20 protein-coding genes are annotated in these 21,511 nt (G+C 57.3%); all 20 read right to left on the reverse strand.

All coding sequences use genetic code 11. The features are described 5' to 3' along the window. Positions 1-139 precede the first annotated feature (139 nt). Positions 140-853, reverse strand: a complete 714-nt coding sequence (locus tag B9Z31_RS06780; protein ID WP_100118817.1) for an ABC transporter ATP-binding protein — start codon at positions 851-853, stop codon at positions 140-142. A gap of 1 nt (position 854) precedes the next feature. Further along, positions 855-1,634 carry an ABC transporter ATP-binding protein gene (locus tag B9Z31_RS06785; protein ID WP_100118818.1) on the reverse strand — a complete coding sequence of 260 codons (780 nt, stop codon included), beginning with the start codon at positions 1,632-1,634 and terminating at the stop codon, positions 855-857. Continuing rightward, positions 1,627-2,634 carry a branched-chain amino acid ABC transporter permease gene (locus B9Z31_RS06790; protein WP_100118819.1) on the reverse strand — a complete coding sequence of 336 codons (1,008 nt, stop codon included), beginning with the start codon at positions 2,632-2,634 and terminating at the stop codon, positions 1,627-1,629. Before B9Z31_RS06790 ends, B9Z31_RS06785 begins: the two co-directional genes overlap by 8 nt. 13 nt (positions 2,635-2,647) lie before the next feature. Beyond that, positions 2,648-3,511, reverse strand: coding sequence for a branched-chain amino acid ABC transporter permease (locus tag B9Z31_RS06795; protein ID WP_100118820.1), 864 nt, complete (start codon positions 3,509-3,511; stop codon positions 2,648-2,650). A gap of 145 nt (positions 3,512-3,656) precedes the next feature. Further along, positions 3,657-4,841, reverse strand: a complete 1,185-nt coding sequence (locus tag B9Z31_RS06800) for an ABC transporter substrate-binding protein (RefSeq protein WP_100118821.1) — start codon at positions 4,839-4,841, stop codon at positions 3,657-3,659. A 158-nt stretch (positions 4,842-4,999) separates the two neighbouring features. Then, entirely contained in the window at positions 5,000-5,659 is a 660-nt protein-coding gene (locus B9Z31_RS06805) for a hypothetical protein (protein ID WP_100118822.1), read from the reverse strand. Positions 5,660-5,672: 13 nt separating this feature from the next. After that, positions 5,673-7,625: a methyl-accepting chemotaxis protein gene (locus tag B9Z31_RS06810; RefSeq protein WP_100118823.1), complete on the reverse strand. Its 1,953-nt coding sequence runs from the start codon at positions 7,623-7,625 to the stop codon at positions 5,673-5,675. A gap of 151 nt (positions 7,626-7,776) precedes the next feature. Next, a complete protein-coding gene (locus B9Z31_RS06815; RefSeq protein WP_100118824.1) occupies positions 7,777-8,226 on the reverse strand; it encodes a flagellar FliJ family protein in 450 nt (149 codons plus the stop codon). A 19-nt stretch (positions 8,227-8,245) separates the two neighbouring features. Beyond that, positions 8,246-9,568, reverse strand: coding sequence for a FliI/YscN family ATPase (locus B9Z31_RS06820; protein WP_233200816.1), 1,323 nt, complete (start codon positions 9,566-9,568; stop codon positions 8,246-8,248). After that, a complete protein-coding gene (locus tag B9Z31_RS06825; protein WP_158235660.1) occupies positions 9,555-10,511 on the reverse strand; it encodes a FliH/SctL family protein in 957 nt (318 codons plus the stop codon). Before B9Z31_RS06825 ends, B9Z31_RS06820 begins: the two co-directional genes overlap by 14 nt. Beyond that, positions 10,498-11,589 (reverse strand): flagellar motor switch protein FliG, encoded by a 1,092-nt coding sequence (fliG, locus tag B9Z31_RS06830; protein WP_100118827.1) that lies wholly within the window; start codon positions 11,587-11,589, stop codon positions 10,498-10,500. Before fliG ends, B9Z31_RS06825 begins: the two co-directional genes overlap by 14 nt. Positions 11,590-11,611: 22 nt before the next feature. Beyond that, positions 11,612-13,468: a flagellar basal-body MS-ring/collar protein FliF gene (gene fliF, locus B9Z31_RS06835; RefSeq protein WP_233200818.1), complete on the reverse strand. Its 1,857-nt coding sequence runs from the start codon at positions 13,466-13,468 to the stop codon at positions 11,612-11,614. 26 nt (positions 13,469-13,494) lie between these two features. Next, positions 13,495-13,866: a flagellar hook-basal body complex protein FliE gene (gene fliE / locus B9Z31_RS06840; protein ID WP_100118829.1), complete on the reverse strand. Its 372-nt coding sequence runs from the start codon at positions 13,864-13,866 to the stop codon at positions 13,495-13,497. Between the two features lie 11 nt (positions 13,867-13,877). After that, a complete protein-coding gene (locus B9Z31_RS06845) occupies positions 13,878-15,317 on the reverse strand; it encodes a sigma-54-dependent Fis family transcriptional regulator (RefSeq protein ID WP_100118830.1) in 1,440 nt (479 codons plus the stop codon). A gap of 159 nt (positions 15,318-15,476) precedes the next feature. After that, positions 15,477-15,680 (reverse strand): uracil-DNA glycosylase, encoded by a 204-nt coding sequence (locus tag B9Z31_RS06850; RefSeq protein ID WP_100118831.1) that lies wholly within the window; start codon positions 15,678-15,680, stop codon positions 15,477-15,479. A gap of 237 nt (positions 15,681-15,917) precedes the next feature. Continuing rightward, positions 15,918-17,129 carry a flagellin gene (locus B9Z31_RS06855; protein ID WP_100118832.1) on the reverse strand — a complete coding sequence of 404 codons (1,212 nt, stop codon included), beginning with the start codon at positions 17,127-17,129 and terminating at the stop codon, positions 15,918-15,920. Between the two features lie 53 nt (positions 17,130-17,182). Continuing rightward, entirely contained in the window at positions 17,183-17,659 is a 477-nt protein-coding gene (locus B9Z31_RS06860; RefSeq protein WP_100118833.1) for a hypothetical protein, read from the reverse strand. 343 nt (positions 17,660-18,002) lie between these two features. Continuing rightward, positions 18,003-18,461, reverse strand: coding sequence for a M48 family metallopeptidase (locus B9Z31_RS06865; protein ID WP_100118834.1), 459 nt, complete (start codon positions 18,459-18,461; stop codon positions 18,003-18,005). A gap of 227 nt (positions 18,462-18,688) precedes the next feature. Further along, positions 18,689-20,029 (reverse strand): methyltransferase domain-containing protein, encoded by a 1,341-nt coding sequence (locus tag B9Z31_RS06870; protein WP_100118835.1) that lies wholly within the window; start codon positions 20,027-20,029, stop codon positions 18,689-18,691. 9 nt (positions 20,030-20,038) lie between these two features. Next, on the reverse strand, positions 20,039-21,496 hold the full coding sequence (locus tag B9Z31_RS06875; RefSeq protein ID WP_233200820.1) for a methyltransferase domain-containing protein: 1,458 nt from the start codon (positions 21,494-21,496) through the stop codon (positions 20,039-20,041). Positions 21,497-21,511 lie beyond the last annotated feature (15 nt).

Raw genomic sequence — 21,511 nt, forward strand, 5'->3', positions numbered from 1 at the left:
GCGGACCTGCGCTGATCTCTTTGTGGGAGCGAGCCCCTGCTCGCGAATGGTTGCTGTGGCCCCGTAACGATTCGGCCGCAGGGGCGGTCTCCCACAAAGACCACTTTGTGGAAGGGCGCCCACAGACTTTTGATGAGGCTCAAACGCCCAGATGCTGCTCCAGCACGCTCGGGTCATCCAGCAGGATTTGTGACGAGCCTTCGAACACCACTTGTCCCTTGACCAGGATGATGTTGCGGTCGGTGATCTGGGTGACGTGTTTCCAGTTCTTGTCGACGATGATGGCGCTGATGCCACTCTCTTTGATCAGGCTGCAGATGCGCCAGATGTCTCGGGCGATCAGTGGGGCCAGGCCTTCGGTGGCTTCGTCGAGGATGAGTACATCGGGGTTGGTCATGAGCGCCCGGCCGATGGTGAGCATTTGCTGCTCGCCGCCCGACAGTTGCTGGCCGCCGTGGCCCAGCCGTTCTTTGAGGCGCGGGAAGGTCTCGAGCACGCGCTCATAAGTCCAGTCGCGTTGGCCTTGGGTGCCGGGGCGTGCCGCCATTTGCAGGTTTTCCACCACGCTCAGGTTCCCGAAAATGCCCCGGCCCTCGGGCACGTAGGCGATGCCCATTTGTGCCACTTCAAAAGTGGGGCGAGCGTTCATGCGCTGACCCTTGATGTCCACCGTGCCTGTGCGCGGCGGCACGATGCCCATGAGGGTTTTGAGCAAGGTGCTTTTGCCCATGCCGTTGCGCCCCATGAGGCCAATCGTTTCGCCACGGCCGACAGAAAAGTTCACGTTGCGCAAGATGTGGCTCGCGCCGTAATAGGTGTTCAGGTCTTGGGCCTGGATCAACACATCGCTCATCTCAATGCTCCTCGCCGACTTCTTCGCCCAAGTAGGCTGCCTGCACACCCGCATCGGCGCGCACCGCCGCAGGCGTGCCGCTCGCAATCACTTGACCGTTGACCATCACGGTGAGGTGGTCGGCCAGCGTGAACACGGCGTCCATGTCGTGTTCTACCAGCAAGATGGCGTGTTCTTGTTTGAGGCGCAGCAGCAGCTGCACCATGCGCTCGGCCTCGGCTTGGCCCATGCCCGCCAGCGGTTCGTCGAGCAACAGAACCCGAGGCTCGGTGGCCAGCGTCATGGCGATTTCGAGCTGGCGTTGCTCGCCGTGGCTGGTGGCCCCGGCTTGGGCGTGGCGGCGCTCTTGCAGCCCGGCCAGTTCCATGGCGCGCTCGGCCCGCGCATTCACCGCCTGCATGCGGGCAGCGCTCTGCAACCAGCCCAAGGGGTTGAAGGGGGAGGGCTGCACACGCGATTGCGCGGCCAAGCGCACGTTGTCCCACACGCTGAAGGTGCTGAAGATGTTGGTTTTTTGGTAGCTGCGGCCCAGCCCGTGGCGTGAAATTTTTTCGGGCGTCCAGCCGCTGATGGGGTGCTCGCCCAAAGAGATGCTGCCGCTGGTGGGCGGCAGGTCGCCCGAGAGCAGGTTGGTCAGCGTGGACTTGCCTGCGCCGTTGGGTCCGATGACGGCGTGGATGTGACCGAGCCACAGATCCAGCGAGACGTCGCTGACGGCAGCCAAGCCGCCAAAACGCTTGGTCAAAGCGCGTGCGGACAACAAGACTTGACGCTCAGTCATGGCCCGCCTCCTTGCCTGTAGGGCTGCCGAAAGCGCGGTTGATCAGGCCCAAAATGCCTTTGGGCGCAAAGATGATCAGCGCCACGATGAACAAACCCATCCACATCTGCCAGTGCTTGCCGGTTTTGAAGCCGCCCACATCGGGCAAATCTTTGAACACATGCAGCAAATACTCAAAGCTGAAGGCGCCCACAATGGCCCCTGCAAAATTGCCCATACCCCCCAAAATGACCATCATGATGGCGTGTGCACTCATGTGAAAGCCCATGAGCTCGGGGTTCACGAAACCGGTTTGCGCGGCCCACAAATAGCCGGCCAGGCCCGCCAAGGCCCCGGCCAGCGTGAAGGCCGCCAGCTTGTGGCTGAAGGTGTTGAAGCCCAGCGCCCGCATGCGGTGCTCGTTCACGCGGATGCCCGACAGTGCCCGGCCAAAGGGGCTCCAGAGCAGGCGGCGCAAGAAGACATACACCGCCACCAAGCAGCCCAGTGTGAAGTAATAAAACACCCGCTTGTTTTCCAGATCGATGACGCCCGCATCGGGGCGGAAGTTCAGGAACAAACCGTCCGAGCCGCCCAGCGCCTTGTTGTCAAAGAAGATGTAAAAAATCATCTGCGCAAAGGCCATGGTCACCATGATGAAGTAGATGCCGTGCGTGCGCACCACCAAAAAGCCAATCACCAAGGCCGCCAGCGCAGCGCCTCCTACGGCCAGCGGCAAGCTGGTGAACAAGCCGATGGGCTCGTTTTGCGGCGTGACAAAAGCCAGCACATAACCGGCCAAGCCAAAGTAGGCCGCATGGCCCAGCGACACCAGGCCCGTGACGCCTTGGAGTAAATCGAGGCTCATGGCCAAGATGGCCAGGATCATCATGCGCACGACCATGGCCGTGTAGAAGTCGGTTCCGACAAAGGGAAATGCGGCCAGCGCCGCGAAACCCAGCACCATCACCAACTGGATGCTGCGCGGCAGGGTTTCAAGATGAAGTTGGGGCGTGCTCATGTTCGGGTCTTTTTCATTGCTTGAACAAGCCTTCAGGTTTGTACAGCAGCACAGCGGCCATCAGCACATACACCAGCATGCCCGAGGCTTGGGGCAGCAGCACCTTGCCAAAAGTGTCGACCAGGCCCACCAGCAAGGCGGCAATCAAAGCACCGCGCACCGAGCCGATGCCACCAATCACCACCACCACAAAGCACATGATCAAGACCTGTGAGCCCATATTGGGGTAGACGCTGGACACAGGCGCGGCGATCATGCCGGCGATCGAGGCCAGGCCAATGCCCAGTGCAAACACCACCGAGTGGATGAGCTTGATGTTCACGCCCAGCGATTCGGTCATCTCGCGGTTGAAGGCGCCGGCACGGATCTTCATGCCCAAACGGGTTTTGGAAATCAGCAGGTACAGACCCAGCGCCAGCACCAGGCACACGCCCGACATGAACAGGCGGTACACCGGGTAGGACAGGTTGTCGGTGAGGGGAATGGACGCGGCCAGCAGCTCGGGCACGGGCAGGCCGTGCACGTCGTCGCCCCAGATCATGGAACGCAGCTCTTCAAACACGTAAATCAAACCGAACGTGAGCAACACCTGGTCCAAGTGGTCGCGGTGGTAGAAGTGGCGAAACAGCAGACGCTCGATGAGCAGACCAAAGGCCACCGACAAGGCTGTGCCCACGATGATGGCCAATGTGAAGCTGCCCAGCTGCGCAGCGAGTGACCAGGCCAGGTAAGCCCCCAGCATGTAAAAGCTGCCGTGCGCCAGGTTGACCACGCCCATGATGCCGAAGATCAGCGTCAGGCCCGCTGCCAGCATGAACAACAGCAGCCCGTACTGGACGCTGTTGAGCAGCTGGATCAAAAAATTCACAAAGTCCATCGGGATCACAGTTTGAATGGAGGAGGGGCACGCAGCCCCAAGCCCTGAAGCCAAGCGCCATCAAAAACGGCGGACCGAAATCCGCCGTGTCACGGCTGGCAAGCGGATGGCTGTGGGGCAAGCCCCAGCAACAAGCGCCTGCAGTTTACATGCGGCAACCCGCGCCGGAATCGGCCAATGCCTTGGCCGCAATGCCAATGACTTTGTTCTCTTTGCTCGAGACTTCGCGCAGGTAGATGTCCTGCACAGGGTTGTGCGATTTGCTCATGGTCCACTTGCCGCGTGGGCTGTCGATCACGGCCACTTCCATGGCCTTGATCATGTTGGCCTTTTGGCTCACATCGCCTTTGACGGCGTTGGCGCCTTGCACCAGCAGCAAGCCGGTGTCGTAGCCTTGCACGGCGTACACGTCGGGCTGCATCTTGAACGTTTTGGCGTAATTCAAGCGGAACTCTTTGTTGCGCTTGGTCTCGATGCCGTCACCGTAGTGCAGGGTTGTCAAGACACCGTCGGCCGCTGGGCCTGCGGCGTCCAGCACGCCTTCGGTCAGGAAGCCCGAGCCGTACAGCGGAATCTTGCCCTTGAGGCCGGCAGCGGCGTAGTCGCGCAAGAATTTGGCCGCACCGCCACCTGCAAAGAAGCAGGCCACCGCGTCGGGCTTGAGCGCCGCGATTTCGGTGAGCAGAGCCTGGAACTCGACGTTGGGGAAGGGCAAGCCCAATTCCTTCACGATGGTGCCGCCCGCCTTGGTGTAGCTCTCTTTGAAGCCCTCGAAGGCTTCGTCGCCTGCGGCGTACTTCCAGGTGATCCAGACCGCCTTTTTGTGGCCGCGCTTGACCATGGCTTCGCCCAGCGCCATGGTGGGCTGGCTGTTGGAAAAGCTGGTGCGGAACACGTTGGGGGCGCATTGGGCGCGGGTGGCGATGTGCACGCCCGCGTTGGGGATCAGGTTGATGACGCCGCTTTCGCGGGCCACACGGTGGATGCCCATTTGCACGCCCGAGTGCACGGTGCCGATCAGCACATCGACCTTGTCACGTTGCACCAGCTTGTTGGCGTTTTCGATGGCTTTGGAGGGCTCGGACTCGTCGTCCACCTTGAACCATTCGATTTCGCGGCCACCCAGCTTGCCGCCTTGCTCGTTGATGGCCATGCGCACGCCGTTCTCAATGGCCACCCCCAGTTGGGCAAAAGTGCCGGTGTAGGGCAGCATGAAGCCCACGCGGATCTTGCCGCTTTGCGCTTGGGCACTTTGCGGCACCAACAAACCGGTGGAAGTGGCGCCCAACAGTGCAGCGCCTTGGGTCAATACGGAACGTCGTGAAGTCATACAGGTCTCCATTGGAAATGATGCGGGTGCCCAGAAAAGCACTCGCCTCATTATGGGACAGTCAGACCCCTATTTCCCTAGGGGAATTCATGGGGGTTGTCACCCAAGGGGATGAAAAAACCCGCCTAGAAGGCGGGTTGATTGCTGGGTGTGGGCGTTCAAAAAGAATACTTGAAACCCAGTGAAAACACATTGGCGCTGTTTTGACGGTCGCGGCCCACGGTGCCGTCCAGTTGCAGGCCTTTGGCGATCTCGGTTTTGGCACCGAATTGAACGGTGGGTTTGCCGCCTTCGTCGCCAAAGACTTCGATGTGCGGTGTGACGCCGCCCATTTCGCGCTCAAAAGCCACGCCCCAGCTGTTGTAACTTTTCTCGTCCTTGGGGTTGTGGCGTGTCAAGTTCACGTGCACGGCGCCCAGGGCTGAGTTGCAGGTCAAGATGCCGACCAAGAAGGGGCTGCTGCCCACCGATTTTTCGTGCACGGTACCCAAGGTGCTGGCCACGTTGCAACCATTTTCTTGGCTGGGTGTGATGCGCCACTTGGCTTGAATGGCTTGTTCGGCGTTGCCATTTTTGCGGGCCTTGGCGTAGCTCACGCCGATTTCCACACCCTCAATGGGCGCAAAAGCAGGGGCCACGGTCCAGGTGTCGACCTTGTCGCTGTCGCGGGCCACCCACACTTCGACGTGTCCTGCGCCTTTTTCGTTCACATTGGCGTCGTCCACGGCCAAGGGGCGGCCAGCTTGCGCTGGAATCGCCAGCACGCAAAGGCTCAAGGGCAGGAGGGCGGCGAGGGGGCGTTGGATGAATTTTTTCATGGTGCTTCGTGGATCAGTTGACATCAAATTTGTTGACTTCGTGGCGTGTGGCATCGGCGATTTTCGACAGCTCCATCACCGTGGCCGTGATTTCTTCGGAGGCTGCGGCGTTGCTGCGAGCGATGGCGTCCAAGCTGGTGATGTTGGAGTTGATTTGCTCCACCGCCATGCTTTGCTGCTCCAAAGCCGAAGAGATGCGGTGCAGCATGTTGTCGGTCTCGACCGAGCCTTGCTCGATCTGGTGCATGCCTTGGTTGACTTTCTTGACGGTGGCCACCGCACGTTGGGTCTCGGCCACCGCTTCTTGCACCAAGCGTGCGATTTCTTGCGAGCTCTCGGCGCTGTTGGCGGCCAGTTTGCCCACTTCTTCGGCCACCACCGAGAAGCCTTTGCCATGCTCGCCGGCACGGGCCGCTTCGATGGCGGCATTGAGCGAGAGCAGGTTGGTTTTGTTGGCGATTTTCTCGATCACTTCGGTGATCTTGTTGATCTTTTCCGAGTTCGAGGCGATGGAGCTGACCACTTCCACCATCTGCTCCATCTGCAGCATGCCTTCGCGCATGATGCTCATGGACTCTTGGGACTTCTGGCTGGCAATCGTGGTGTTGCGCGACACATCGCTCACCGCATCGGTGGTTTGACGCACGGCAGACGCCAGTTGCGAGATGGCGTGGGTTTGGTTTTGTGCGCCGTCCGAAATTTGGCCAATCGCCTGGCTGGTTTCATTGGCCGCAGCAGCCACTTGCTGGCTGTTGGTGTTGATGACGCGCATGGCCATCGACAGGGCGTCGAGCGAGCGGTTGATGTTGTCTTTGAGGGTGGCCAATTCGCCCTGGCCTTGTGCATGCACACGCTGGGTGAGGTTGCCATTGGCCACGTGTTGCAGCACGCCAGAGACATTGCCCAGCATGTTGTCCAAAGCCTGCATGGCGTTGGTGGCTTGGGTCATGGCGGCTTTGTACTCGCCCTGTGCATCGGCTTGAACGCGGGTCGAAAAATGGCCGTTTTCCAATGCCGTCATCACCTGGATCAGGCTGCGGGTGGTGTTTTGGATCGCATCGGCCGAGGTGTTGACGGCTTTTTTCATCTCGCCCAGGTCACCCTTGAGGTCGGCGTGGATGCGGGGGGTGAAATTGCCCACCGCCAAGGCGTTGACGACTTGGTTGACCTCGCCCACGGCCGATTGCTGCGAGGCAATCATGCGGTTGATGGCGTCGGCCGTGCGACCGACCTCGTCGTCTTGGGTCACATCGATGCGCACCGAAAAGTTGCCGGTTTTTTCAATCGTGCCGACCGCCTCTTGCACTTTGGCCAGAGGCTGCGTGATCGAGCGGATGATGGACAGGGCCAGCCACAAACCACCCAGCAAGCCTGCAACGATCAAGCCGATGGTCAGGTTGCGGTTGAATTCGTAGGCGTCTTCGGCCAGCAAATACTCATTGTTGGCTTCGGTCAGCTGGGCTTCAATGAACTCCGACAAGTGTTCAATCAACTCTTCCACCGCTGGGAAAAGTTGTTTGTCAGAAAAAGAGGCCAAATCCGAGCGCTCTTGGTCGACGTAAATCGTGTTCAGTTGGTCCAGCAGCGTGTTGACTTTGTCAAAAGACGCTTCAATTTTGGTGACCAGTTTTTTCTCTTCGCCCACAAAGTCGTCAGTGGGGTGCGCAGCCCATTTGTCTTTGACCGTCTGACGGGATTTGACCAAGTCTTTCTGGGCATCCTCCCAAGACATCTGACGTGAACGGACTTTCATCGCGCCGTCCAGAACGTGCAGGGTGTACTGGTCAGAGATGATCTTCAGGTCACGCAAATGGACCAAATGGTCGGTGTTGACAAAGTTGAAGCTGGCGATGGCCTGGGTCATGCCGCGCAGCCCCACCACGCCCACCACCACCGAGACCAAGCTGATGCAAATCACCAGCATAAAGAGCCGAAGAGAGACCGAGAGGTTTTTAAGCATGACCATGGAGCCCACAAATGATTTAATTCATTCTAACCAACTATTGTTGGTATTAGTGGTTTTATCAAATGCTGAGATTGGATTCTGTTGGCGGGTCAATGGGTTCTAAAGTGCTCATTTTGGAGCGCCCGGTTGAGTTGCCACAGGCCTGCTGGCCTTAAAGCTGGGGGCTCAAGTTGAATTGGCGCACACCCAACTCGTCCATTTGCCTTTGCTCGTAGCGCAGCACATCTTTGGCCACCGCTTTGGCGTCTTGTTCGGCCAGCGAGGTCATCTTGTGCAGTTCGACCTCGGCCAACACCCTTTTTTTGCGCATTTGGCTCAAGGTGGCTTGGGCTTTGCTCAGGTCCAGCACCACCCTTTGCTGCAAAGTGAGCAGTTGCGCCATGAACTGTCGGTGGTTCATGCTCGCTTGCATGCCCATGACCGGGGTCGTGCTTTGGGTTTCCTGCAGGCGGTATTCGTCGTACAGCGCGCACAAGCGGGCGTGGCTGGCTTGCAGTTGTTCCACGCGGGCGAGGGCTTGGGCAATGTCGGCCTGGGCTTCGTTGACCGCATCTTGGGCTTTGCGAACCAGTACGGGCCAGCAGTTTCGAGCTTGTCTCATGGGGTAGGCCTTGGTGGGGTCAGACCGACATCAGGCTTTGGACTTCGTGGCGCGTGGCCGCGACGTCCTGGCCTGTGTGCATGTCTTGTTGCAGAAAATGTTCCATCGACGTGCGCAAACGGATGGCTTGGTCCAGGTCGGGGTTGCTGCCCGCTTCGTAGGCGCCCACCTGGATCAGGTCTTGGTTTTGTTGGTACAGCGACCACAGGCGCCGAAACCGGTTGGCCAGCTTTTGGTCTTCGGGCGAGAGCAGGTTTTGCATCACCCGAGAGATCGAGCCGTTCAGGTCAATGGCGGGGTAGTGGGCGGCATCGGCCAGTTTGCGCGAGAGCATGACTTGGCCGTCGAGCGAGGCGCGGGCGATGTCCACAATCGGGTCGTTGGCGTCATCGCCTTCGGCCAGCACGGTGTAAATGGCGGTGATGGAGCCCACGCCGTGGCGGCCCACACCTGCGCGTTCGATCAAGTTGGGCAGCAGCGCAAACACCGAGGGCGGGTAGCCCTTGGCGGTGGGGGGCTCACCGACGGCCAGACCAATTTCGCGTTGCGCATGCGCCACGCGGGTCAGGCTGTCCACCAGCATCAAGACGTTCTTGCCCTGATCGCGGAAATATTCGGCAATGACGTGCGTCATGTGGGTGGCTTTGAGGCGCAACACCGGCGACTCGTTGGCCGGGGCGGCGATCAACACCGACTTGGCCAGCCCGACGGGGCCCAAGGATTCCTCAATGAACGCTTGCACCTCGCGGCCGCGTTCGCCAATGAGGCCAATGACCACCACGTCGGCTTCGGTAAAGCGCGTCATCATGCCCAGCAACACGCTTTTGCCGACCCCTGAGCCGGCCACCAGGCCCAAGCGCTGCCCGCGGCCGATGGTCAGCATGCCGTTGATGGCTTTGACGCCCACGTCCAAAATCTCCCGGATCGGGCCACGTTCCATCGGGTTGATGGGGCGGCCTTGCAGGCTGAGCACATCGGTGCAGACCGGGGCCGGGCGGCCGTCCAGGGGCTGGCCCCGTCCATCCAGAACGCGTCCGAGCAACTCAGGCCCCAAAGACACCTGCGAGGTGTGGCTGAGCACCGACACTTTGGCCCCAGGCCCAATGCCTTGGGGTTCGGTGAAGGGCAGGAGGTAGAGCGTGTCGTCATTGAATCCGACGACTTCGGCCTCGACCCGGTGGCCAAACTGCCCCACCACTTCGCAGCAAGCGCCCAGCGGGGCCATGAGGCCACGCGTTTCCAAACGCATGCCGACCAGGCGGACCAAGGTGCCATTGCGTTGGGGTTCGGGGGCATGCAGGTCGCCAATCAGTTGGCTGACTTCTGCGTCAAAGTTCATCATGGGTGTCGTCTAAGGTGGGGGGCGCGGGTTGTGAAGGCGATGCCGTTTTGATGTCAGAGTCCTCGACGTCTTCCACGTCCACCAGCTGGCGGCTCCAGTCGCGGCTGGGGGTGTCGGCGGGCATGGCCTCGGCACGGTCTTTGACCAACGAGGATTGCTGCATCCAGGCTTCTGGCTGGGCCAACAAACGCCGAGCCAGGGGCTCCAGGCGGTTTTCAATCAGGTCCTGCACCACGCTGTCTTGCACCCGCACCCGCACACTGCCGGGACGCAGCAGGGTGTCGGCTTCGAGCTGCATGTGGTCGGTGACCGATTTGCCCATCTCTTTCAAGCGCTCCAGATCTTCAGGGTGCACGCTCACATGGACAGGCTCCACCGTGTGGTCCAGTTGCTGAATGCAGGCTTGCACCAGGTTGTGAATGGCTTGCCCTGACAGTTGCAACTCTGCCCGCACCAGCTGCTCTGCGAGGTGCAAAGACAAGCGTTTGAGGGGTTCAAAAAACCGCTGTGGGTCTTGGCTGATGCTGCGCAACTCGATGCCCAGGTGGCGCACGATCTCGCGTTCTTTGCTTCGCTCGGCCTCGTATTCGTCACGCACCTTGGCTTGGCCTTCGAGCAGGCCGCGTTGGTAGGACTCTTCACGCAAAGCGTCGAGAGCGGCTTCGCTCCACTGAGATTCGGGCCCGGTGGTGTCCAAGTCGCCTTCGGTCTCGGCCGCAGTGGCCTCGGCGCTCAGGTCTGAGGGCTCGGCCTCGGGGGTGCCCGGCTCCTGCGTCAAACCCTCGGTCGGCTCGATTTTTTCGGCCACACGCCAAGGGCCAAATGAACGGGCAGAGGCCTCGTCCCATTGGGTGCGCAAGAACCTGGGCGCTTGGACCTTGCTGTTGAGCAAGGGGTTGATGCTCCAGACGGCAGGCTCCTCGTGCAGGTCAGACAAAGCCATCGCCGCCTCCAGCCAACACCAGCTCGCCCGCATCGGACAGCTTGCGTGCCAAACGCATGACGTTCTTCTGTGCTTCTTCCACTTCGGTGATGCGCAGCGGGCCCTTGCTCTCCATGTCGTCCACAAACATGACGCGGGCACGGGCCGACATGTTGTCGAGGAACTTGTCCTTGACGAAGTCGGGGGCGCCCTTCAGGGCCACCATCAAGAGGTCGGGCTCGGCCGTGCGCATGATGGCCTGGATACCGCGGTTGTCCACGCTCACCAGGTTTTCGAAGGTGAACATATTGTCCTGAATGCGTTGCATCAGGTCGCCGTCGATCTGCGACAAGCCCGCCATGATGGAGGACTCCAACTCGACTTTCACCGAGTTCATGATCTGCGCTGCGGCCTTGATGCCGCCGAAGCTTGACGACTTGGAAGACGAGTTCGAGGCGAACTGCTTCATCATGATCTGCTCCAACTCCTCCATGGCCGACGGTTGCACCGTCTCCAGGCTGGCAATGCGCTGGATGATTTCGGGGCGCGAGTCACTGGGCAAGAAGTTCAGCACGTCAGCCGCCACCGTGTAATCCAAAACCGACAAGATGATGGCCACCACCTGGGGGTGTTCGCCGCGGATCATCTCGGCGATCGAGCGGGCGTCCATCCACTTCAAAATTTCCAAGCCCTTGCTGCCCTGGCCCGGCATGATGCGGCTGAGCACCGAGGCCGCTTTGTCGTCACCCAGCGCACGTTTGAGCACTTTTTCGACATAGTCGCCCGTGCCCAAGCCCAGGCTGGTTTGCTTTTTCAGCATGGTGACGAACTCGTCGAGCACGATGTTCACCGCTTCTTGTGACAAATCCGACACCGACACCATCGCGGCGCCCAGTGATTGGACTTCTTTCGGGTTCATGAAGCGGATGATTTCCGAGGCTTGCTGCTCGCCGAGCAAAAGCATCAGAACGGCAGCGCGTTGCGTCCCGGTGAGTTCGGCCAACTCTTTGGCCAACTCATCGGTCATGGGGATGGGGGCATTGGCCAAGGGGGCAGCAGGAGCGCCTGCTGCTTTGTCATCTGGTTTTTGGGTCGCCATGATCGTTGTTCCTGTTTGAAGCTCAATTGACCTTGATCATGCCCTTGAGCACGTTGGCCACACGGCCTGAGTCTTCGGCCACCAGCATTCGGATGAGGGCCACTTTGTCGTCGTAGGTGTTGGCGGTGTCCAGCATGTCCATGGAAATGCTCGACTTTTTGGGCTTGAGCTTGGCTTTGATCTCTTGCAAGCTGTCGCCTTCGCCAATCTGGATCATGCGCATGTCGTCTTCGCTCAACTCGCCGTCGCTGAGCGCTGCCTTGGCTTGTTCCGCCTCTGCCACATGGTCCGCATAGATGTTGCGCATGATGGGGCGAATCACAATGAACATGAACACAATGAAGCTGACGGCGAGCAAAGCGCTCTTGATGCCTGTCTGCACGATGTCTTCCAGGTACCAAGGAATGGTTTCCAGGCTGGCTGGTGCTTCAAACTTGGCCGGCACCACCGACACGTTGTCGCCGCGCTGTTGGTCAAAACCCACCACGCCACGCACCACTTGCAGCATTTGCTCCAACTCTTGCGGTGTGTAGGCCACGGTTGTGGGGGCGTTGGGCACCACGGGGGCGTCTTTGGCGGGCGGTGGCGCAGGGCGTTCGTTCACCACCACGGCCACGCTGATTTTCATCACACCCCCGGTGGCGTTGCGCACATGGCGCACCGTGCGGTCGAGCTCAAAATTGCGCGTTGATCGGCTGCTGAGCTTGCTGCCCGATTCGCCTTGGCCTTTGTTGGCGTCGGCTGTCGTGGTGTCGGTGGTGGTGGGGGCCACTGGGGCGGTGTTGGACAAAGAGCCCGGCACACCTTCGGCCGATTTGGCCGCAGCGCGGTCTTCGGCCAGCACCTCGGAGCGGGTGCGGGGGCCTTTGTCGCGGTTGTCAAAGTCTTCGGTGGTGCTCTCGATCTGGGTGAAGTCCAGCGACAGGTTCACCTGCGAGCGCACATTGGATTCACCCACCATGGGTGCCAAAATTTGCATGATGCGGTTGCGGTACACCTCTTCGAGCTGCTGCTTGTGCTGCTCTTGGGCCGAGGTCAAACCGAGTTTTTGCTCGGTGGCCGACTCGGTCATCAGTTTGCCCACGTTGTCGACCACGGTCACATGGTCGGGTGACAAATAAGGCACGCTGGACGACACCAGGTGAACAATGGCTTGCACTTGCGAAGCCGAGACCGCACGGCCTGGGTAGGGGGCCAACACCACGGAAGCTTTGGGCGGTGTGCGATCGCGCACAAACACGCTTTGTTTGGGGGTGGCCAGGTGCACGCGGGCGCTTTGCACGCTGCCAATTTGCATGATGCTGCGGGCCAGCTCTTGTTCCATCGCCGCGTTGACCTTGACCTGTTCCATGAACTGGCTGGTGGTCATGGACGACTGCTCTTTCAGGCCATCCAAGCCGGTGGCGCCCGCTTTGGGCAAACCTTGCGAGGCCAAGAAGATGCGCGCCTCGTGAAAGCGGGTGCTGGGCACGGTCAACTGGCCTGTGGCCGGGTCAATTTTGGGGCTGAAGTCGGCGGTCTTGAGCGACTCAAAAGCCTTTTGCTGGTCGGCCTCTTGCAGACCCGGCATGACGGGGCGGTAAGGCACCACGTTCATCCAGGCGTAGATCAAGCCAAAAATCACCACGACCACCAGCATGATGATCAAGGGCAAGACCTTGCGCACCGAGGGCTGGTTGATCACTTGCGTGAACGAATCCGACATGCCCTTGGTGCTCCAGGGGCTCAGGCTCGTGCCTGTGCCCGTGGCTTTGCCGTCCTTGTCGGGCGCACCCGGCACGGTGGCCAAACTGCTGCCACCAGTGGTGGCGGGTAAGTTGTCAGACCCTTGGGGGGTGGTCATCACCCCGGTGTTCATTGTTGCGATTGCTGCAGCCATGTTGGTTCTTCTTTAATTTGGGAGGGTCAGACTGGCATGTTCAGGATGTCTTCGTAAGCCTTGAGCACCTTGTTGCGAACTTGCAAGGTGGCTTCAAAGGCCAAGGAAGATTTCTGCATGCCCAGCACCACGTCGGTCAGCGCCATGTTTTCGCCGCGGTCAAAGGCAGCCCGCATGTCAGACGACTGGACCTGCAATTGGTTCACTTGCCCGAGGGCGCCGGAGACCAGGTCGGAGAAGCCTGTTTTCTGTACACCGCCGGTCACGCCGTTTGGGGCACCGCCCAACTCGGTGGCACCGGGCATGCCCAGGGATTGGCCAGCCGCTTCGTTTTGGTGGCTGCGCAGGGTTTGCAGCATCGACTGGATGCTGGCAGGGGAAATGGCTTTGTCGATCATGCGGGTCTCCTTCAGCAGGCCGCGGTGGCCATGCCCAAGCCGTGTTCACGCAGCTGCGCGAGTTTGTAGCGCAAGGTCCGTGGGCTGATGCCCAGAACCTTGGCGGCTTCTGTTTTGCTGGGCGTGTTGGCCAGGGTGGCCATGATGACTTGGTGCTCGTTCATGCGGGCTGCGCTGTTCAGGTCAATCGCCTGCGGCATGTCTTCTGGCGTGGCACGGGGCATGGCGCTTGTCAGGTCTGACAGGACCGGCTGCGCGCTCAGGGCGGTGGCGGGCGTCAGGGCGGGGGCTGCGGCCACGGCCGCTGCGGTCAGCCAATCGTCAAACATCAGGTGCGCGGGGGTGACCACATGGTCGGCGCACAACACCATGGCACGGCGCATCACGTTTTCAAGCTCGCGCACATTGCCAGGCCAGGGGTATTGCAGCAACTGCGCTTGGGCCTGCGGCAACAACTGCCAAGGCTTTTTGTCGTGTTGCAACAAGCACTGCATGGCCAAGGGGATGATGTCGCCCGGGCGCTCGGCCAGGGGCAGCAAACGCATGCGGAAGGTGGCAATGCGGTAGTACAGGTCTTCGCGGAACTCGCGCTCGGCGATGGCTTTTTTCAGGTCTTTGTTGGTGGCCGCGACGATGCGCACGTTCAGTTGGATGGTGGTTTGGCCCCCCAGGCGGGTGAGCTGGCGCTCTTGCAGCACGCGCAGCAGCTTGCTTTGCAGGTGCATGGGCATCTCGCCAATCTCGTCCAGGAACAAGGTGCCGCCTTGGGCTTGCTCGAACAAACCTTTTTGCTCACGGTGCGCGCCCGTGAACGCGCCTTTTTCGTGGCCAAACAACATGTCTTCGATCAGGTTTTCGGGCATGGCCGCACAGTTCAGCGCCACAAAGGGGCCTTGCGCCCGGCCCGAGGCCTCATGCAACACGCGGGCGAGCACTTCTTTGCCGGAGCCGGTGGGGCCCACCAGCAGGGCGGTCACATCGGCTTGGGCCACTTTTTGGGCCAAGGCCAAGAGGTGTTGGCTGGCCGGGTCGACAAACACCACGTTGCGCACAGGCTGGGGCGTCAAGCGGGTCGCTGTTGGGTTGAGCTGGTTGTGCAAGCGCAGCCAAGAGGCTTGGCGCACATCGTGGTTGGACAGCACCGTCAGGGCGCTGGCTTGGGTGGCTTCCACGGCCAGGTCGAATTCTTGGCGATCGACGCGGCACACCACGGGGGTGCTCAGGCCAGCGTCTTGCAACAGTTGTTGAACCGCTTTGAGCCGGGTCACGTCGGCCGTGAGGTGCAGCACCACCATGGCCGCATCGGCGGCATGGGCGAGCAAGTTGTCCAGGGTGTTGACGGGCATCACCGCCCAGCCGCTGACCTGCAACGCTTGGCTGTGCTCGGGGCTCAGGGCGGCTTCGGGGTCCAGCCAAAGGGCCAGGGGGTTGGTCGAGGGTTGTGACTTCACGGTGTTGGTCTCATGTTCAGATGAGACTAACTAAGCAACCCTTGTGCCAGTTTAAATATGAATCTCTAGAGGTCTAAAAAATATCAAAATGAATACTTTGATATTTTTATTGGTATGGGGAAATTGACAGGGGCTTGACGGAAGATTGACAGCCGCAAATCAAGCTTTGGCGGGCGTTTCTTTGGGCGAAAACAGGCGGCAAAACTGCCCGTCAACGCGCAGCACTTCGAGCGAAGGCAACAGGCGTGACTGAAAGCCCATGCTGCGGCAAGCATAAGGCGAAGAGGGGATGTGGGTGATCGCAAAATGCCGGCAATGCCAGCAGTTGGGGCCACGGGTGGGCTGATCAGCCAGGGTGGACATGGGGCTTCAAGACAGGGAGGGCTTCGATCCAGCGGCGAGAGTCTCGCAGGCTCAGTCTTGCAGCATGTCGAGCACGGCTTGCCGGTTCAGCGGCGCGAAGGTTTTGGCGGCTTGCGCGGGTGCCGATTGGATGCGTTGTGCCGCCCAATGGCTTTGAGCCTGGGCGCACATGGACAAAATAAACTGCCGTGTTTTCCGGTCAGTGCAAGGTGAAAGTGTTCGCATTCAATGGCCCACTTAACCTTGCAAGAGCTTCAGCACCGTTTGTGGCTGCTGGTTCGCTTGGGCCAACATGGCGGTCGCGGCTTGCGAGATGATTTGCGTGCGGGCCAACTCGCTGCTGGACTTGGCGTAATCCGCGTCCATGATTCGGCTGCGTGACTCGGAGGTGTTGAGGGACACGTTGGCCAAGTTGTCGACCGCGTAGTTCAAGCGGTTGATCGTGGCACCCAGACTGGCGCGCTCGGTGTTGATGCGGTTGATCGCGATATCCAGCTGAAGCAGGGAGGTGTTGGCGCCGGTGTTGTTCAAGATGTCCAAAGCCCTCAGATTCGTCAAGGCACCATCGTCTTTGGTCAAAGTGACGGTGGACGCTGTCGTGAAACCGGTGCCCGCAGTGGCGGCCGTAAATGTCAAAACATTGTTGGTTCGCGTCACACCAGCAGTACCCATCGGTGTGTCAGCGGCCGTGAGCAGTTTGGCGGCAATGCTTGCCAGATTCGTGTCGTTGTTTGGACTTGCCAAATCCGCTTCTAAAACGGTGTAAGTTTTTGTCTCACCGCCCGCTGTGAAGGAGACCACATCCCCAGCAAAATACTGCCCGCTCAGGGTCAGTGTTGACACTTGCGCTTGTGCAGCGATTGCGGGAGGGCCTGTGACAGCCACAACGTTGGGCGTGGTGGTCTCAAACTTTGTCGCGCCGGGATCGGCTCGAAACCCGATGTCTGCCACCGTGTGTGTGATGATTTGCCCGTTGTTGGCGCCCACTTGAAACTCAAACTTACCGACCGTGCCGTCGTCGTTGACCGTGGTGCCATTCAAAAAGGCCATCCCGTTCCACTCGGTGGTGTCGGTGATGCGGTTGACTTCGGTTTTGAGTTGTTGGAACTCCAGGTCCATATACCCGCGGTCCAGCGCTGTGTAGGTGTCGTTGGAAGATTGAACGGCCAACTCACGCATGCGCTGCAGCATGTTGGTCATCTCGATCATCGCGCCTTCCGTGGTCTGCAACATCGACACCGCGTCGTTGCCGTTGCGCACCGCTTGGTCCAAACCTGTGATTTGTGCGGTCATGCGCGAGGAAATGGCCAAACCTGCGGCATCGTCCTTGGCGGAGTTGATGCGCTTGCCGGTTGACAATTGCTGCATGGCATCGGCCAAATCGCGGTTGTTTTTGACCATCGCGTTTTGCGAAACCAAGGATTTGATGTTGGTGTTGATGACGGACATGGTGGTGACTCTTTAAGTAAGTGTTTGAGACAAGAAGGCTCTGAAGGGGGGGCTCAGTGCAGCTGCACCGAAGCGGCCAGGGGCACTTGTTCGAAAACCAGTTTCTGAATTGCCAAAAACTCGTCATTCAAAGTGGTGTCGTTGGGGTAAGCGGCCATGGCTTGCTTGGCGACTTGCAATGCCTTGACATGCTCAAACTGGCAGCGCAGAACGCGGATCAGATGACGCCATGTGAAGGGTGTGGTGGCTGCGCCTTGTGTCTCCACCAGTTTGCGCAGGTGCTCTTCGGCCGTGGTCCAGTCTTTTTGGATTTCGGCCAGCAAAGCACTGATGGACAGGATGTCTTCGCTCTCGGGGTACAGGCTCTGACCCGCAGCGGCCAAGGCGTTGGCCAAGTCGATCCGGTCAGCGGCCACCAGGTCGGCCAAGGTTTGCCGAATTTCAGCGGCAGAGAACTGCGACACGACCCGCATGCTGGGCATTTGCCCCATAACGGCTTGTGACAGCATGGCTTGGTAAAGGGATGTCATATGCAGTCTCCTGAATGAAAGTGTCAAAATTTCGGTGGCACAGCGCCAAAACCGAGGATGAACACTTCTAAGCAAACCGCGTGCCAGCTTTTCTTTAGCCTATTTCCGACTTTTTTTCAAATATATTGACGCTGTCGCCTCTCAAGAACCCGTTCGAGCTGTCGAAAGCATGACATTGGGGCGGGATAGGGCCTGAGGCTTGCCGCTGCCACTTGCCGCTTGGCAAAGTCTTGCCGCCCATGCCGGCGGGCGAAAAAAAACGGCCCCCTCTGTTCAGAGGGGGCCGCGGGTGTCGGCGAAATGATGGTTGCTAGCAATCAGGGTCGCGGCGCGACCCCGTCGCTCAAGCCACTTTCAAAGCGGGCTTCACACTGATGCGCTGCAAAGAGGCAAACTCCTCTTGCAGTTGCGCGTCTTTGGGGTGCGTTGCCAAACCTTGCGCAGCAGCGGTCATGGCGCGGGCGTCGTCGCCCATGCAACGCAGCACACGCACCCATTGGCCCCAGGTCATGGCGGGAGCGGTGTGCCCTTGCAGGCTGATCAATTTCTCCAGCACCGCACTGGCCTCAGGCCAATCTTGCCGAACTTGTGTGACCAGAGCCCGGATGACCAGAATGTCTTCGCTTTGAGGAAATCGGCGAAGGGCCTCGTGTGACAAGCTGTCGGCTTCCGTCAAACGGTTTTGACCCACCAAGTCGGCAATCGATTGACGGATTTTGGTCGGGCTCAGCTCTTGGCTTGCACTGGTCAACAGGGCAGAGTAGGTCGTTTTGCCCAGAAAGTCGGTTGCGGCTTGCAGCATGCGTAGCTCCTTGATGTGATCGGCAACATTTCGCCGTTGGGGAATTCTTCATACATCTAAGCAATTTGTGGGCCTGCGTTGCTTAGGTGTATCCGTGAATTCAAATAAGTCTTTAAGTGAAACTGAACTTAATGATTTTTTGACTGATATCAGTGAGATCAATTCATGGGATTAAAGTGGATAGAGGTAATGATTTTAAGATTAAGATTCGGAAAATTTAAATTACCTTAATCTGTTATGCTGAATGTCCCGCACAGGGTGTCAATTGATTTTATATTTGGATATTTTAAATATAGTTTATTGAGGCTTTTTAAGAAATCTTCCGGTAAAATAAAATCATTTATCGAGTTGTGAAATAAAGGGACGTCAATAATTTTGGCTTGATATTGATTTGATTTATTTTTCGATTGGAAGCAAAGTTCTGTACCCCAGAGATGCCAGCCCATATTGGGATCAATCGCCACATTGGCATCTTCATGCAAGGCGACAGCAAATTCATCTATAGAGCAGGCATTGTTTGCAGCACCATTGTTGAATAAATTTTTTCTGTCAATTAAAAGTCCGGATTTTGAAATTTTTCCATTGGCATCTATTTTCATGCCAGCAAATCCCACTGGATGTTGCGTAATATTTTGCGATGATAGTTTTCCCAAATTTCGGCCAATAGCCATTCCAGTACCCGTTGGAAAATAGACATCTTGATGGACCAAAATTTTCCAAGGATGGCTAGATTTTTGTGCCCCTGTTTGGTATGCATCAGCTGCACTGGTTGCATTAAATACAGGAATAATTTCAGCATTGATCTCTTTCAGACCAGGAGATCGAAGTATATTCAAGTCATATTGCCATGGTTTATTGACTGGAACAATAATACTAAAGGAGGCTGTTGGGCCTGGTTTTTCGAAAATGGTGAGTGGCCATTTTTCGCACTTAATGATCATTTGATAAAGACTAAGTTGATCGATGGCCGTAACGCGTGGTATTCCGAGGGTTTTGGCTGAATTAACTATTGACTCCATGAATGCATCAGTTCGTGTAGGCGTATCATAACGGTCAATGATGTCAGGTAACCATCCTGAATTCAAAAACGTTTTTATGGCTGATGCTGCAGAAAAAAGGCGTGTATGGGTTTTATCCAAAAGGCCCATTTCATCATAGGAAAAATCACCGGATAAAAGCCTTTCTACAATACTGATGTGAGCAGTATTGGGGATGCAGCAAATCAATGAAACGGTTGGTAGACTTAAATCGTAAATTCTATCTAATAGATCTTCTGGATTTTTTAAATGTTCTAAAAGATCGCCAATAACAATTACGTCAAAATTTTTACCAATATTATCTAAATCATCAGAGTCAATATTGATTTCATACGTTTCATCAAGATGTTTGGATGCCTCTGAAATTGCCTTTTTGCTGATATCAATGCCTACCCAGTGGGTGTTTTTATTAAATTCTTTATAGCGCCGACCTAATTTACCGTTGGCACAACCCAACTCCAATACCTTCATTGCATTTTTTGGTATGGATTCAAGTAGTTTGATGTTCAGGCCATCATAGTAAGAGCTCATTTTTTTCTTTCAACTATATGAATTAAAAATATCATCTGGCACCGAACCAAAGTCGGATTGTGTCAGTCTTGCTATTGTTCGTTCATGTGGTGTGGTACAGATTTTTTTCAGTCGTACTTTCATGAAGGCAGCTTGGTTTTCTTCACACGCCTTCAAATCAATGTCAAGCCATTGAAATAACACGATCTCGAATCTGTGTTCGAACCAACCCATATACCAAAACCAACTTGTGTAATAAGCCCAAGAATTGATATTCATTGCACGCAAATGAGTAGGGTCCTGCCAAGCGGTTGTTGATTTTTCATACGGGACCTCTAATTCAAATTCACCATCCTCTTTGAGTAGTGCTAAAAGGTTGGTCATCAAGCAAGGAAGATCCGGCACATGTTCGAGTACGTTATTGGCATAAATCGTGTGCAGGCTGTTTTTTTCTAAAACGACTGTACCGCCACCCAGGGTTCTGGCTTCTATCGGGAATTTAACCTCTTGACTCAGATCGATGACCAAGTCGGGATGTGCTCTGGCAATGATGTCTACATTCAACCAGCCAAGTTTGTAGTCTTTGCCCGAACCGAGATTCATTTGGGTCGGCCGCCAAACTTGGTCAGCTTTTCCCTTTCCGTCTATATCCCAAAGAGCTTGGCAGTAGTCGTGGGTTATTTTCCAGGACTCGCTTGCATCGGTTTCTCTAAAGGCCTGCAATTGCTCCAGAGCCTGTTGCTGCCACTTGGGTGTCAAGAACTCGTTGGCAAAGAAGTTTTCCAGCTCGTCGTCGCTCACCCACCTCACTGCCTTTTCAAAAGCGGGTGGAGGGGTGGTGAGATCTGTACGCTCTGAAATGACCGGAGTGCCCATCGACAACGTGTGAAAGGCGCGAGCCTGTTCGAAACGACTGCTTTCATAAAAGTGGCAATTGAAAACGGCTTTGGACTGCCGAATGAATTGGTCGCGCTCTTCGCTGAACAACGGTTGGTCAAAGCGAGAGACGCTCCATCCGCAGGCTTCGATGCGATCAATAATGGCATGCCTGCGTTCGTTGATGCCGCCAAAAAATAACAAATCGATGGGGCGATCTTCAAGGGGAAGCATTTCTGCTTGGTACAAGTAGGGGGCAAACTGAAATGACACGATTGGAATGTCACCCACTTTGCAGCCGTAGGCGGCCAGGTTGCGTGAGTCGTAGTCCATCACAGCCGATGAACTCAGCAGCTCAATGTAAGCCTTGCTGACGATGGCACCACCTTCGCCCAATTGCTCCAGATTGAAGAAAACACAGGTGAATCGCTGTTTGAGCTGCGCTGGAAAGCCCAAATGTGCGCCAAAGATGATGTTGATAGCATCTTCGCGAAGCCTGTTTTTCCCAATCGTCACCTCAGCACCAAGTTGGCGGAACTGGTGGCGGGCAAAACGTGCCTGATCTAAAAATCCAAGGGAGTGGATATAGCCCGAGGGTTGAATGATGCACAAGTGTATGTGTTGGGG

This window comes from Limnohabitans sp. G3-2 (assembly GCF_002778275.1).
In the GTDB taxonomy this organism is placed as follows: Bacteria; Pseudomonadota; Gammaproteobacteria; order Burkholderiales; family Burkholderiaceae_C; genus Limnohabitans_A.

Excerpts from the sequence above, each read along its gene's own strand:
- B9Z31_RS06780 (WP_100118817.1), bottom strand. The coding sequence starts at position 853 with ATGAGCGATGTGTTGATCCAGGCCCAAGACCTGAACACCTATTACGGC.
- B9Z31_RS06785 (WP_100118818.1), bottom strand. The coding sequence starts at position 1,634 with ATGACTGAGCGTCAAGTCTTGTTGTCCGCACGCGCTTTGACCAAGCGT.
- B9Z31_RS06790 (WP_100118819.1), bottom strand. The coding sequence starts at position 2,634 with ATGAGCACGCCCCAACTTCATCTTGAAACCCTGCCGCGCAGCATCCAG.
- B9Z31_RS06795 (WP_100118820.1), bottom strand. The coding sequence starts at position 3,511 with ATGGACTTTGTGAATTTTTTGATCCAGCTGCTCAACAGCGTCCAGTAC.
- B9Z31_RS06800 (WP_100118821.1), bottom strand. The coding sequence starts at position 4,841 with ATGACTTCACGACGTTCCGTATTGACCCAAGGCGCTGCACTGTTGGGC.
- B9Z31_RS06805 (WP_100118822.1), bottom strand. The coding sequence starts at position 5,659 with ATGAAAAAATTCATCCAACGCCCCCTCGCCGCCCTCCTGCCCTTGAGC.
- B9Z31_RS06810 (WP_100118823.1), bottom strand. The coding sequence starts at position 7,625 with ATGGTCATGCTTAAAAACCTCTCGGTCTCTCTTCGGCTCTTTATGCTG.
- B9Z31_RS06815 (WP_100118824.1), bottom strand. The coding sequence starts at position 8,226 with ATGAGACAAGCTCGAAACTGCTGGCCCGTACTGGTTCGCAAAGCCCAA.
- B9Z31_RS06820 (WP_233200816.1), bottom strand. The coding sequence starts at position 9,568 with ATGATGAACTTTGACGCAGAAGTCAGCCAACTGATTGGCGACCTGCAT.
- B9Z31_RS06825 (WP_158235660.1), bottom strand. The coding sequence starts at position 10,511 with ATGGCTTTGTCTGACCTGCACGAGGAGCCTGCCGTCTGGAGCATCAAC.
- fliG (WP_100118827.1), bottom strand. The coding sequence starts at position 11,589 with ATGGCGACCCAAAAACCAGATGACAAAGCAGCAGGCGCTCCTGCTGCC.
- fliF (WP_233200818.1), bottom strand. The coding sequence starts at position 13,468 with ATGGCTGCAGCAATCGCAACAATGAACACCGGGGTGATGACCACCCCC.
- fliE (WP_100118829.1), bottom strand. The coding sequence starts at position 13,866 with ATGATCGACAAAGCCATTTCCCCTGCCAGCATCCAGTCGATGCTGCAA.
- B9Z31_RS06850 (WP_100118831.1), bottom strand. The coding sequence starts at position 15,680 with ATGTCCACCCTGGCTGATCAGCCCACCCGTGGCCCCAACTGCTGGCAT.
- B9Z31_RS06855 (WP_100118832.1), bottom strand. The coding sequence starts at position 17,129 with ATGTCCGTCATCAACACCAACATCAAATCCTTGGTTTCGCAAAACGCG.
- B9Z31_RS06860 (WP_100118833.1), bottom strand. The coding sequence starts at position 17,659 with ATGACATCCCTTTACCAAGCCATGCTGTCACAAGCCGTTATGGGGCAA.
- B9Z31_RS06865 (WP_100118834.1), bottom strand. The coding sequence starts at position 18,461 with ATGCTGCAAGCCGCAACCGACTTTCTGGGCAAAACGACCTACTCTGCC.
- B9Z31_RS06870 (WP_100118835.1), bottom strand. The coding sequence starts at position 20,029 with ATGAGCTCTTACTATGATGGCCTGAACATCAAACTACTTGAATCCATA.